This is a genomic window from Janthinobacterium sp. NKUCC06_STL (assembly GCF_019345455.1).
GTDB lineage: Bacteria > Pseudomonadota > Gammaproteobacteria > Burkholderiales > Burkholderiaceae_D > Janthinobacterium > Janthinobacterium rivuli.
Map to the genome: position 1 here is coordinate 271,443 of NZ_JAHKQY010000007.1, position 13,776 is coordinate 285,218.

At 67.7% G+C, this 13,776-nt stretch carries 8 protein-coding genes; 5 read left to right on the plus strand and 3 right to left on the minus strand.

From position 1 onward, the window contains the following. Window positions 1–17: 17 nt before the first annotated feature. From KO539_RS21605 to tssA, 5 genes are read left to right on the plus strand one after another with little or no spacing between them, the layout of a single operon-like run. The gene (locus tag KO539_RS21605; protein WP_219311623.1) at window positions 18–1,454 is read left to right on the plus strand and encodes a hypothetical protein; all 1,437 of its coding nucleotides are present in this window, start codon (window positions 18–20) and stop codon (window positions 1,452–1,454) included. A 55-nt stretch (window positions 1,455–1,509) separates the two neighbouring features. After that, window positions 1,510–5,274: a type VI secretion system membrane subunit TssM gene (gene tssM, locus KO539_RS21610; RefSeq protein ID WP_219311677.1), complete on the plus strand. Its 3,765-nt coding sequence runs from the start codon at window positions 1,510–1,512 to the stop codon at window positions 5,272–5,274. Then, window positions 5,271–6,254, plus strand: coding sequence for a type VI secretion system-associated protein TagF (gene tagF / locus KO539_RS21615; protein WP_035817466.1), 984 nt, complete (start codon window positions 5,271–5,273; stop codon window positions 6,252–6,254). The genes tssM and tagF overlap by 4 nt, the downstream gene beginning before the upstream one ends. Window positions 6,255–6,256: 2 nt before the next feature. After that, window positions 6,257–7,069, plus strand: coding sequence for an OmpA family protein (locus KO539_RS21620; protein ID WP_176391020.1), 813 nt, complete (start codon window positions 6,257–6,259; stop codon window positions 7,067–7,069). Between the two features lie 48 nt (window positions 7,070–7,117). Next, the gene (gene tssA / locus KO539_RS21625) at window positions 7,118–8,155 is read left to right on the plus strand and encodes a type VI secretion system protein TssA (protein ID WP_219311625.1); all 1,038 of its coding nucleotides are present in this window, start codon (window positions 7,118–7,120) and stop codon (window positions 8,153–8,155) included. 13 nt (window positions 8,156–8,168) lie between these two features. Here the strand turns inward: tssA and tssH are convergent, their stop codons facing one another. From tssH to tssF, 3 genes are read right to left on the minus strand one after another with little or no spacing between them, the layout of a single operon-like run. Next, entirely contained in the window at window positions 8,169–10,826 is a 2,658-nt protein-coding gene (gene tssH, locus KO539_RS21630) for a type VI secretion system ATPase TssH (protein ID WP_219311627.1), read from the minus strand. A 55-nt stretch (window positions 10,827–10,881) separates the two neighbouring features. Continuing rightward, window positions 10,882–11,967, minus strand: coding sequence for a type VI secretion system baseplate subunit TssG (tssG, locus tag KO539_RS21635; protein ID WP_219311629.1), 1,086 nt, complete (start codon window positions 11,965–11,967; stop codon window positions 10,882–10,884). Then, a complete protein-coding gene (tssF, locus tag KO539_RS21640) occupies window positions 11,931–13,775 on the minus strand; it encodes a type VI secretion system baseplate subunit TssF (RefSeq protein ID WP_035817455.1) in 1,845 nt (614 codons plus the stop codon). Before tssF ends, tssG begins: the two co-directional genes overlap by 37 nt. Window position 13,776 lies beyond the last annotated feature (1 nt).

Below are 13,776 nucleotides of genomic sequence, written 5' to 3' on the forward strand. Positions count from 1 at the left end.
TGCGGAGGAGCCCGCTGATGCGCCCCTGGTTGCGACGCTGCCTGCTGACCGTGTCCGTCTTTGCGCTGAGCTGGACGGGCGCCATCGCCTACTGGCGCGACAGCACGCGCATGCCGACGCCGGGCGAGCTGGCCGGCGCCATGCTGGCACTGCCGCTGGCCCTGCTATTCATGCTGTGGCTGGGCAAAAAAGTGCTGGCCAGGCTGCTGGCCGGGCCAGCCCTGGCGGCGCCGAGCCCTGCCGCGCCCCTGCAGGCCGAGGCGGCGACACCTCCCGCGGCGGCGGTGCCGCTGCATATCGTGGCCGCCAGCCTGCGCATGCCGGGCGGCGCCACGCCGTCAGAATTGCTGGCCGCCATGCGCTCGCGCCAATGCCGTCCCGCGCTCGACGGCCAGTTGCTCGATGCGGACGGCTATCCCCTGCTGTGCGCCAGGGTGGACGGCATCGACGAAGAACTGCAGCAGCAATTGCTGGCCGCCTGGCTGCGCGAGCATCCGCAGGCCGGCCTGGCCAGCGAACCGTTTCCCTTCAATCCGGAAGACTTGCGCGCGCTGGCCCTGGGCGCCGTGGTGCTTGCCGAACTGGTGGACGAAGCCCTGCAGCATGCGCTGTCCGCAGGCGCTCCGGCCTCGCCGGCCAGCGCGCTGCCCATGCTGCGGCTGCACCTGCTGACGCCGGCCTCGTGGAGCGCCGCCCAGCACCAGGCCGGCGACGCCTGGCTGCGCCATCTGGCGCACGAACAGGGGTGGCCGGCGCAGCAATTGCTGCCGCCCACCGAGCCGGCCACCCGGCAAGCGGCGCCGTTTGCCCTGTTGAACCAGCTTGCCGGCCACGCGGCGCCACCGCAGCCGCCCTGCCTGTCCATCGTGCTGGCCTGCGATTCGCACCTGGGCGAGCTGCGCGTGCATGTCCTGGCGAGCCAGGAGCAGCTGTTCAGCGCCAGCCAGACGAATGGACAGATTCCCGGCGAAGGCGCGGCCGGCCTGCTGCTGGATATCCCAGGCGCGGCGCCACCGCTGGACGAGCCGGCGCCAGTCCTGCTGCACCGCGCCGCCACGGGCGAACTGCCGCAAGGCGCCAGCCAGCGGGGAGCAGCCGACAAGAACATGCTGGCGGACCTGGGCAGGCAGGCGCTGGCGGCGGCTGGCGGCGAGGCGACGGCCGGCATCGCGCTGGTCAGCGCCGATACCGACCAGCGCGCCAACCGCATGCTCGAACTGATGCAGTGCGCCGGCGCCCTCTTGCCCCAGCTGGACCTGGGCGAACAGGTGCTGGGCGTCGGCGCCGCATGCGGCCAGTGCGGCGCCGTCACGACGCTGGCCGCCCTGGCCATGGCACGGCAGGCGGCGGCCGACGACGGCGCGCAAGTTTTATGTTTCAGCAACCTCGATCCACTCCAGCGCGGCGCCCTCGTCATTGGTCCGCCCGCGCAAAACAGTCACAGCACCACCTGATACACAGCGACGTCCCATTCACGCACCTTAACGGTTTGCACACGATAAAACTATGATGCAACGATTCTGGCACTTCCTGACTTCACGCACCAGCCTGCTCATCCTCGGCATCGCGGCCGCCATCCTGCTGCTGTTCGCCTGCGCCGTCATTTTCGACTGGCCAGCCATCCGGCTGCTGCCCTTCCTGGCCGCGGCGGCGCTGCTGGGCGCCATCGTGTGGTGGCTGCGCCGCCGCCGGCGCCGGCGCGAGGGCGCCAGTTTCAACAGCATGCTGGAGCAGCAGGCAGCCGGCGCCGCGCCCAAGGCCGGCCCGGTGCAACGCGAGGAAACCGAAGCCATCCGCAAGCGCATGCTGGAAGCGATCAATACCATCAAGACATCGCGGCTGGGCCAGCTGTCGGGCGATGCCGCGCTGTATGAATTGCCGTGGTACATGATCATCGGCAATCCCGCCGCCGGCAAGAGCACGGCGATCGCCAATTCCGGCCTGCAGTTTCCTTTTGTCGACAGCAAGATCGTGCAAGGCATGGGCGGCACGCGCAACTGCGACTGGTTTTTCACCACCGACGGCATCCTGCTCGACACGGCCGGACGCTACGCCATCAACGATGAAGACCGCGCCGAGTGGTTCGGCTTTCTCAACCTGCTGAAAAAACACCGCAAGCGCGCACCGATCAACGGCATCATTATCGCCGTCAGCATTGCCGAGCTGACCGGCAGCAAGCCTGAATTCGCCATCGAACTGGCCAAGAACCTGCGCCAGCGCGTGCAGGAACTGACGGAGAAGCTGGAAGTCCATGCGCCCGTGTACGTGGTATTCACCAAGGCCGACCTGATCACCGGCTTCAGCGAATTTTTCCACGATGCCGAGCGCGCCGAACGCGACAAGGTCTGGGGCGCCACCCTGCCCTACGGCGTCAACAACTCGAAGCAGGACGTGCTGGAACAGTTCGACCAGCGTTTCGACGAGCTGTACGATGGCCTGAAGGACCTCAGCCTGGCCAATATGTCGCTGCTGGGACGCGAGCGCATGCCGCCCGGCGTGTTCACCTTCCCGCTGGAATTCAGTTCCGTGAAAGGGCCGCTGCGCGCCTTCATCGCCACCCTGTTCGAGGAAAACCCGTTCCAGTTCAAGCCCGTCTTCCGCGGCTTCTATTTCACCAGCGCGCTGCAGGAAGGCGCTTCCGTCTCCGCCTCGTCGGAGCGTGTGGCGCAGCGCTTCGACCTCAAGCCGCAGCCGCAGGAACACCAGGCTGTCCAGGCACAGGACCAGCACGGCTACTTCCTGCTGAACCTGTTCCGCAAGGTGATCTTCGCCGACCGGGAACTGGTGGCGCAATACGCCAGCCCGCGCAAGACGCGCTTGCGTTATGCCACGTTTTTCACCGCCATCACGCTGGCCGGCCTGGCGCTGGGCGGCTGGAGCTGGTCCTATCTGGCCAACCGCCAGCTGGCGGCCAACGTCCAGGCCGACCTGGAGCAAGCCATCAAGGTGCAGGACAAGCGCCTGGATCTGCAGTCGCGCTTCCAGGCCCTGGAAATCATGCAGGACCGCATCGAGCAGCTGGAAGCGTACCGCAGCAAGCGGCCACTGGCGCTCAGCCTGGGCCTGTACCAGGGCGATTTGCTGGAGCGCAAACTGCGCGAAGAGTATTTTTCCGGCCTCAAGGAAGTCATGCTCGCGCCGGTGGCGCAATCGCTGGAATCGTTCCTGGCGGAAGTGAACGCGGGCGCCGACCAGCTGCAGCCGCTGACGGCCGTGCCGGCCGGCACGACGGCCGCGACCACAGCCAGTGCGCCAGCCAGTGCGCCAGTCAATGCGGCAAGCCAGCCCTTCAAGGATGCCGCGCCGACGAATGTCGAGGATGCCTACAATGCCCTGAAAACCTACCTGATGCTGGGCGACAAGTCGCGCGCCGAGGCCGGCCACCTGAACGACCAGCTGACCCGCTACTGGCGCGGCTGGCTCGACGCCAACCGGGGCAACATGCCGCGCGAACAGATGATCCGCAGCGCCGAGCGCCTGATCTCGTTCTACCTGACGCAGATCGACGATCCGTCCTGGCCACAGATCGAGAACAAGCGGGCCCTGGCCGACCAGTCGCGCGACAGCCTGCGCCGCGTGGTGCGCGGCATGCCGGCGCGCGACCGCGTGTATGCGGACGTGAAGGCGCGCGCCGCCACGCGCTTCCCGTCGATGACGGTGGCGCGCATCGTTGGCGAGCAGGACAAGGAACTGGTGCTGGGCAGCTACGCCATCCCCGGCACCTTCACGCGCGACGCGTGGGAAAAATACATCCAGCAGGCGTTCCAGGAAGCGGCCAACCGCGAATTGCAAAGCGCCGACTGGGTACTCAAGACGGCGTCGAAGGATGACCTGACACTGGAAGGCAGCCCGGAACAGATCCAGAAGGCGCTGGTGGAACTGTACAAGACCGATTACGCCAGGGAGTGGCAGAAATTCCTCCAGGGCGTGAGCATCCGCGAATTGAACGGTTTCGACAACGCGGCGCAGGCGATGAACCGCCTCGGCGATCCGCAAGCGTCGCCCCTCAACAAGCTGATCGAGACGGTGTACCAGGAAACCTCGTGGGACAATCCTTCGCTGCTGGGCCAGGGCTTGCAGCGCGCCCAGCGCGGGGCGATGGACTGGTTCCGCGAAACGGTGCTGCGCCAGAAGCCCGCAGTCGCGGCGCCGGGCCAGGGCGGCGGCACCATGCCGATGGGACCCGTCGGCCGCGAATTTTCGGGCGTGGCGCGCCTGGTGGTGGCGCGCGACAAAGAAGCCTCGCCCATGCGCGGCTACCTGGCGGCCCTGTCGAAGCTGCGCGTGCGCTTCAACCAGATCAAGAACCAGGGCGACACGGGCCCCGGCGCCAAGCAGCTGATGCAGCAGACGCTCGATGGCAACGGCTCGGAGCTGGCCGACGCGCTCAAGTACGTGGACGAGCAGATGCTGACCGGCATGAGCGACCAGCAAAAGCAGGCCATCCGCCCGCTGCTGGTGCGCCCGCTGATGCAGACCTTCGCCGTCATCGTCAAGCCGACCGAAACGGAGATCAACAAGGTCTGGCTGGCGCAGGTGCTCGAACCGTTCCAGAAAACCTTGGCGCCGAAATATCCGTTCGCGCCCGACTCGCGCATCGAGGCGAGCAATGCCGACATCGGCCAGGTCTTCGGCCCGGAAGGCGCCATCGCCAAGTTCTTCAACACCACCATCGGCCCGCTGGTCGTGCGGCGCGGCGACGCCATCAGCGCCAGGACCTGGGCCGCGATGGGCATCACCCTGGCGCCGCCGGTGGTGGCCAGCCTGCCCGGCTGGGTCGCCCCGCTCAGCGCCAACGGCGTGGCCACGGCGGCCGGCGCCGCCGAAGCGCAAACGCGCTTCGACCTGCAGGCGCTGAGCGCGCCCGGCGCCGCCGAATACACGATCGAGATCGATGGCCAGGCGCTGCGCTGGCGCGGCCAGCCGCAGCCCTGGGTGCACATGGTCTGGCCCAACCCGCAGGGCGTACCCGGCTCGCGCATCAGCGCCATCACGCCGGAAGGGCGCACCGTGGTACTGCTGAACGAACCGGGGCATTTCGGCCTGAAGAAGATGATCGACTCGGCCAGACGCACGCGCAAGGAGGGCGGCGTATTCGAACTGAGCTGGGAAAACAGCGGCGTCACCGTGACGGCCAACCTGAAGATCGTGACCGCGCCCGCGCCGGCCGCCGCCTCCGCCGGCAACCAGGGTTTCCGTGGCCTGAAACTGCCGGAATCGGTCGCCATCGGCGCGCCGGAAACGGCCACCGCCATCGCCGGGAACACGCCATGAGCCGCCCTACCGTTACCCAGATCGGCTATTTCGGCAAGATCCCCAGCCGCGGCGACTTCATCAAGCACGGCGACAATCCGCCCCTGCTGAAGATGCTCGATGACTGGCTCGCCAACGCCATGGAACTGATGACGGCCGATGCGCGCTGGAAGCTCACCTACGATGCGCTGCCGCCGCTGCATTTCGCCTTCATCGGCCCGCGCCGCGGCCGCGCCATCGCCGGGCATATCGCCGCCAGCAGCGATGCCTCGTCGCGCCGCTTTCCCTTCCTGATGATGGGCGCCATGGAGGTGGCGCAGCCGGCCGGCTTTGTACCGACCAGTCCGCTGGTGCTGTCGCGCCTGTGGAACCGCCTTGATGCCCTGAGCGCCGAGATGTGCGGCGCGGCCGCCGGCGCCGCGCTGCCGGCGGCCGCCGCGGGCGCCAGCATCGAACTGGACTTGCGCGGCAGCGCCTACGAGGCCGCCTTCGACGATTTTCTCGCCTTGCAGACGGTGGGCGCGCTCGACGCCCTGCTGGCGCCCACGGGTTTTGGCGGTTCCGTGCGCCAGGTGCTGCTGGCCCTGGGCATGCTGCTGCAACCCGTCATGGCCAGCAGCTCCAGCCGGCTGGAAAAAAGCCTGGAACTGCCGCTGCCGGCCGACCCGCTGTACCGCAACCTGGTGGCGGCCTTCTGGATGCACCTGATCTCCCCGTTCCTGGCGCGCGCCGACTTCGAACTGGCGCTGTTCATCACCCGCATCCGCGGCCGCCATGCGCTGGTACTGGGCTTTTGCGGCGCTTCGGCGCAAACCCTGCACGCCATCATGGAACCGCAGGCGGCGCTGGAGCACCACATCGCCTTCGACGACCTGGCCTGGGTCGAGGAACACGCCGACAGCGACTACGCCATCAAGAAAGCCTCGAGCTACCTCGCGCAGGCCAACCTGTCACTCAAATCGGCGCACGACACGTTTCGTGCCGCCTTCATCGGGACCTGATCATGCGCCACATCCGCCTTGCCATCCTTCTCAGCCTGGTCTTCGCGCCGGCCGGCGCCAGCGCGCAAAGCGCCGCCGCGCCGGCGGCCACTGTCTCGGCGCCCGCCGCCGCCACGCCGCAGCCGGGCCAGGTCCTGGCCAGCGGCACGGTGCCGGACGAAGCGGCCAAGGCGGCCGTGCTGGTGCGCCTGCGCGAACTGTACGGCGCCGACAAGGTGGTCGACCAGATCGCCGTCGGCCAGGTCGCGCAGCCGGCCAACTGGAACGCCTATGTGCAAAAGCTGCTGACGGCGGACCTCAAGCAGATCCGCCGCGGCCAGCTGAAGATCGAAGGCAGCGTGGTCAGCGTGCGCGGCGAAGTGGCCAACGAGGCGCAGCGGCAAAAGATCGCCAGCGACTTCGCCACCAGCCTCAATCCCACGTACACCGTCAATAACGGCTTGCGCGTGTCCGCCTCCGAGCAGAACATCCTCGACGGCGCGCTGGCCAACCGCACCATCGAATTCGAGAGCGGCAAGACCACGCTGACGCCGTCGGGCCGCGCCATCCTCGACGAAATGAGCGCGGCGCTGCACAAGCTGGCGGGCCGCAAGGTGGACATCATCGGCCACACCGACAACCAAGGACTGCGCGCCAGCAACCAGAACCTGAGCCAGGCGCGCGCCGAGGCGGTCAAGACCTACCTTGCCGGCAAAGGCATCGACGGCGACCTGCTCAGCGCTTCCGGACAGGGCCCGGACCGTCCCATCGCCAGCAATGACAGCGCCGATGGCCGCGCGCGCAACCGCCGCATCGAATTTCGCATGGTCCAGTAAGGCCGCCATGCCGCCAGCAAGCCATCCGCCCCACTGCCGAGAACACACATGATTTCAGCCGACCAGCTTCTACTTCCCATCAGCGCCGAGCAGCCATGCGGCGTCGACCTGTCCTTCTCCACCGACTTCGACGCCATCGGCCAGGCGCGCAAGTTCGACGACCCCACGCTCGACCAGGGCGAGTGGGTCACCGACCTGAAGGAAGCCGACTGGGCCTTCGTCCAGCAGCGCTGCGCCGCCCTGCTGGGCGACAAGAGCAAGGACTTGCGGCTCGCCGCCTGGCTGGCCGAAGCCAGCGCCAGGCAAGACCATTTGCGCGGCCTGGGCGAAGGCTATCGCCTGCTGGCCGGCCTGCTGCGCCAGTACTGGGACCTGGGCCTGTACCCGCAGCCCGATGGCGACGACCACGAGCAGCGCATCGGCAACCTGAGCTGGATCCTGGCGCGCACGCCATCCCTGGTGCGCGCCATGGCGCTGACGGACAAGCAATCGGGCGGCTGGTCGACCATCGACTTCGAGACGGCGCGCAAGCGGGCCGCCAGCAACCAGGACGGCGTCAACGGCACCAAGCTGGTGGACATGGAGGCGGCGCGGCGCGCCACGTCGGCGCAGTTCCGCGCCGCCTTTGCCGCCGACGCCCAGTTCTGCCTGGACGCGCTGGCCGAGCTGGAACAGGCCGCCGATAGCCGCCTGGGCAAGGATAGTCCGGGCTTTTCACTGGCGCGCGAGGCGCTGCAGGCGATGCAGCTGGCCCTGCCCGCCGCGGCCGTAGCCATCCCTGCCGCCAGCGTCGCCGCCGCACCGGTGCCGGCTGTCGGCCTGGCGGCACCGGCCGCCGTGCCGGCGCTGCCGCCGGCGGCGCCCGGAGAGTTGCAAAGCCGCGCCCAGGCGCTGGCGCAGCTGCGCCAGGTGGCGCAGTACTTCCGCCAGACGGAGCCGCACAGCCCCGTCTCGTACTTCGCCGACAAGGCCGCCAACGCGGGCGAACAGAATTTGCACGAATGGCTGCGCGGCGTGGTCAAGGACGGCGCCTCGCTGGCCCACATCGAGGAGCTGCTGGGCATCGCGCCCGGCAGCGGCCACTGAAGCGGCTTGCCGCCTATTTGATCGTATACCGGAACTGCCCCTGCTTGCCGGCGCTGGCCTTGATACGGCTGATGCCCTGCCCTTCGGCCATGCGCGCCAGCACGGCTTCGGCGATTTCCGGCAGCAGGCTGCCATTCAGGATATTGTCGACATTGCGCGCACCCGAATCGACTTCGGTGCAGCGCGCCAGCACCGCCTCGACCAGCGCCTCGTCGTAGAGGAACTCGGCCTGGTGATTGGCGGCGATGCGCGCGGCGATGCGGCCCAGCTTCAGGCCGATGATACGGGCCAGCACATCGTCGCCGAGCGGATAAAAGGGGATCACTTTCAGGCGCCCCAGGAACGCGGGCTTGAAGACCTTCAGCAATTGCGGCCGGATGGCCAGCTCGAGCTGCTCCGGCGTCGGCAGCTGCTCTGGCGGCAGGTTCAGGCACGCCTGCATCATGCTGGCCGACGCCACGTTCGAGGTCAGGATGATGATGGTATTCTTGAAATCGATCTCGCGTCCCTCGGCATCGTCCATCACGCCCTTGTCGAAGACCTGGAAGAACAGCTCCATGACATCGGGATGCGCCTTTTCCACCTCGTCGAGCAGCAGCACGCTGTACGGATTGCGGCGCACGGCCTCGGTCAGCACGCCGCCCTCGCCATAGCCGACATAGCCGGGCGGCGAACCCTTCAAGCCCGACACGCTGTGGGCTTCCTGATATTCGCTCATGTTGATGGAAATGAGCTTGCGCTCGCCGCCATACAGCACGTCGGCCAGCGCCAGCGCCGTTTCCGTCTTGCCGATGCCGGACGGGCCGACGAACAGGAACACGCCCTTCGGCTTGTCCGGGTCGTCCAGGTTGGCGCGCGCCGTGCGCACGCGCTGCGCCACGGCCTCGATCGCGTGGGGCTGGCCCAGCACGCGCTCCTGCAGCAAATCCTTCAGCCGCAGCACCGTCTTGAGTTCATCCTTGACCATCTTGCCCAGCGGGATGCCGGTCCAGCCGGCGACGATTTCCGCCACCACGTGGCCGTCGACCTGCACCGGCACCAGCGGCGTCTCGCCCTGCAGCGACGCCAGTTCGGCCTGCAGCGCCAGCAGCTCGCGCCCCTGGCCCGCGTCGGCCGGCGTGCCCTCCTCGAGCTGGCGGCGGATCGCCTGGATCTGTTCCGACAGCGCCTTTTCGCTGTCCCAGCGCGCGGCCAGCTGCGCGTGTTCCTGCGTGGCGGCGCCGCGTTCGGCCTCGAGCAGCTGCAGCCGCGCGCCGTGGCGCGCGCCGCCGCTCTCCTCGCGCGCCAGGGCCGAGGCTTCCGCATCGATGCGCTCACGCCGGCGCGCCACGCTGTCGAGCAGGGCCGGCGTGGCGCTCTGCCCCAGCGCCACCCTGGCGCAAGCCGTATCGAGCACGCTGATGGCCTTGTCCGGCAGCTGGCGGCCAGCGATGTAGCGGTGCGACAGTCGCACGGCTTCGGTGATCGCCTCGTCGAAGATGCGCACCTTGAAATGCTGTTCCATCAGCGGCGCCATGCCGCGCAACATGGCGCACGCCAGCTCTTCGCTCGGTTCCTCGATCTTGACGACCTGGAAGCGGCGCGCCAGCGCGGCATCCTTTTCAAAATATTTTTTGTATTCGCCCCAGGTGGTGGCGGCGATGGTGCGCAACTCGCCGCGCGCCAGCGCCGGTTTCAGCAGGTTCGCCGCATCGTTCTGGCCGGCGCTGCCGCCGGCGCCGATCATCGTGTGCGCCTCGTCGATGAAGAGGATGATGGCGTGCGCGCTCTTGCCCACTTCGGCGATGACGTTTTTCAGGCGGTTCTCGAACTCGCCCTTGACGCTGGCGCCGGCCTGCAGCAGGCCCATGTCCAGCGTGTGGATTTCCACGCCCTGCAAAATGTCGGGCACGTCGCCTTGCACGATGCGCAGCGCCAGGCCTTCCACCACGGCCGTCTTGCCGACGCCCGCCTCGCCCGTCAGGATGGGATTGTTCTGGCGCCGCCGCATCAGGATGTCGATCGCCTGGCGGATTTCCATGTCGCGCCCGATCACGGGATCGACCTTGCCGGCGCGCGCGCGGGCCGTCAGGTTGACGGTGAACTGGTCCAGCGCCGGCGTTTTCGACGTCGCCGCACCGGCCAGTTCCCCCACGGGATCGCCGCCGGCGTCGCCCGCATCCTCCTGCCCCGTCGCCGCCTCGCCGGCTTCCTGCGACCCCTCGGTCAGCTTGTCGAGCCCGTGCTTGATCTCGTCGAGCTTGAATTCGTGGAACAGCGCCGAGCCCCGGTAGGCCAGCTGTGCCAGTTCCGGCTCGGTTAGCAGCGCCTGCAGCAAATGACCGCTGCGGATGCTCACCTGCCGCCCGGCGCGCAAATCGAGCGAAGCGATCAGCCAGGCATGCTCGAACAGCTTGGGCAGGCGCACGGAAAACACGGGCGTGCGCGTGTTGCCCGTCTGCAGGCGCGCCACTTCGGCGCGCAAATCCGCTTCCAGCATGCTCACGCTGACGCCGCTCCTGCGCGCTATCAGCACGAAATCGCTGCGCGGCTGCTCCAGCAGCGCGAGGAAAACGTGCTCCAGGTCGACTTCATACTGCCCCAGGCCGACGCAAAGACTGGCCGCCCGCGTGGCGGCCGTGCGGCAGGTGTCGTTCAACTTGCTGATCAGGGTTTTCAGGTTGATGCTCATGGGGCGGCGGTCCTTGTCGGGTAATGGTTGGCGAAATCAATGGAGAAGCGCGAGGTCAAGCCTGCGCATGCAGTTCATAGCGGACATCGGCGCGGTCGCGCGCCTCGCCGCCGGTGATCAGGAAACTGTCCCAGCCCAGCCGCCCGCCGCTGCGCGGCACCGTCAGCGCAATGCCCTGCACGTCGGCGGCGCGCAGCACCAGCTGCACTTCGTATTCCAGGCACAAGCCGGTGAACATGGCGAGCATCTTCTCGAGCGCGAGGGCGGCCGCGCCGCCAGGCAGGAAGGCGTCGAAGTGGCAACGGGCCAGCGGACCGATGGTCAGCCGCAGGCGCAAGTCGCGCTGCCAGACGCGCGCGCCGACCATGGCGGTGGCGCCCAGCAGGGCGTTGCTGCCGCCCAAGGTGCTTTGCTGCTCGCGCGGCACGTCGTACCAGCAGCCGACAAACTGGCTGACGGCGATGCGCTGCCCGAAATACTCGGACAGCACCTGGCCGATCAGCACGGCCGACGGCGGCCGGTGGCGCATGGCGGCGGCAAAGTAGCCCACCGATTCATCGAGCACGCCGGCGCCATCTCCCGCCAGGCGCTGGCGCAGCGAGGCATTGCCCAGCCCGGCCAGCGCCAGCAGCAGCGGCAGGAACTGGTCCTTGCCGTCGAGCTGGTATTTGAGTTCCAACCGGTATTTGCGCCACGCTTCATAGAACAGGGCCAGGGCGCGGTTCGAAAACGTGTCGAGGAAGGCGCGCGGCCCCTCGTCCTTTTCATACAGCTGGTGCGTGGCGATGCGTTCCGTATAGTGCAGCGGCAGCGCGCCGGCGACGCCGAGAAAGCCCATGAAGGCCGGCGTGACGCGCACGTATTTCAGCTGTCCGCCGCGCAGCGCCGTGCCCAGAGCGTTGGCGTCCGTGGCCAGTTCGCGCGGTTCCGGCGCCAGCGCCTCGATCTGGCTGGGGGCGAAGTCGAGCGAGACGGAATTCTGGAAGCGCAGGAAACTGGCCACCGCATCGTCGTGCGGCAAGCCGTTGCGCCTGAGCCAAAGCTCCAGCATGCGCACCGCCTGGAAGTACTGGAAGCGGCAAGGCTGGGCAAACAGGCGCTCGATTACACTAGGCTCGAATCGCCGCTGCGTGGTTTGCATCGCCACAGCTCCTCTCCTGATTTTTTGGCCAGCACCACCAGTTGCGTGAAGCTGTTCGCATGCACATACAAGCCCAGGAAGCACTCGATCACATGCGCAAAGGCGTGGATGCCGCTGCCGACGAAGGCCTCTTCGTCTATCGTCAGCCGCACTTCGACGCCGCGCACCAGGCAGGCGAAGGGATTGCCTGGCAGCCAGGCATTGACGGCCTGGTGGGCGATGGCCGTGATGCCGCGGATTTGCCGCTGCGAAGTGGCCGAGCGCGGCAAGTCGTACAGGGTCAGCATTTCCTGGAACGCTTCCAGGCCGCTGCCGGCCAGCGACAGGTGATTCAGCGCCAGATGCGAAATCAAGCGCCAGTGGGCGCCCCGTCCCCGTTCGAAACGGTGCGACTCGCTGGGTTTGCGCAGCAGGCTGATGCTGCGCACGCTGGAACCGCCTTCGAGGAACAGGTCGCCGCCGTGCAAGCCGTAAGTCAGCTGCGCCGGCAAGTCGCGGTTGGTGCAGCTCAGCTCCAGGCTGAGCGTGTCCGTTTCCACCGCTGCCGGATCGAAATCGATGTCGACGATCGAGATCTGCGTCTCGTAGCCCGGACTCTTGCCGGCGAGGATCTCGTCGCGCCGCATGACCCAGTAGTGGCCATCCCTGGCCGGGGTCTCGCCATGGCGCAGCGAATAGAAGGGACGAAATTCCACCACGGATTCGCCCTGCGGCGTCTGCCGCACCAGCTTGACCGAGTCGATCGACTGCACCTCGAACGCATAGGCGCGGCGCGCATCGGCCAGCACGGGATAGCTGGCGGCCGTGTGCGTGAGCCGGATAGGCTCGCCGCGCTGGCGGAACAGGTTGACCACCGGCGTGCAGCCCAGCAGCAGGTTGTGCGTGTTCATCGTCCCCAGCAGGCGCGCCGTGTTCGAATCGGTGCGCAAGCCGCTCAGCGCCAGGTGCAAGGTGATGCGGCGGCAGCCGGACGGCAGCGCGGCGCACAGCGCGCCGAGGTCGATGTCGAAGAAATTGAATTTTTCGGGAAAGCAGAAATACTCGGTCAGCAGCCGGTAGGCCGGATGCGAGCGGGCGGAAAACGGGATCAGCGCATCGTCCTCGGCAAAGCCGGCGCTGCGCACCGGAATGCCGTCGAGCGCAACCCAGCTGCCGCTGCCGTCCGCCTCGGCGTAGGCCTTCACGGTGCGCATGAACAAGGCGTCGCGCAGCGCCGCGCAAAACGAGGGCTGGCCATCGATGAACACGCGCAGCGACGCCAGTCCCAGCTGGCCCGGCGACAACTGCGCCGCGCTCGACTCGATGGTGATGCGCACGCCCGAGGTGGCATTCGCCGGCAGCAGCACCTGTTCCGGCGCCTCGATGATGGCGGAAAAAGCCGCGTGCGTGAGCGCCAGCGGAGCCACCGTCACGGGGTAGGCCGTGCGGAAGGTGCAGGCCACGCCTTTCACGGGGCGCGTCGTCAGCTCCGTGCCGCGGGCGATTTCCGCCGGCGCCGTCAGCTGCGCCGCGGCGGCGGCGTAATCCATGCGCGCGATCGAGCACGACGGAAACGGCCGCAGGTAATGCGGATACAGCACTTCGAACAGCGCTTCGGTAAATTCGGGATAATCGTCGTCGATGCGCTTCGAGATGCGCGAATTGAGCAGCGCGAACGACTGGATCATGCGCTCGATGTGCGGGTCTTCGCACACTTCGCCGCCCATCAGCAGGCGGCCGGCGATCTTCGGGTAGCGCTCGGAAAACTCGCGCGAATAGCGGCGCAGGAAACCCAGTTCGCGCTCGTAGTAAGGCAGCAATTCGTCCAAG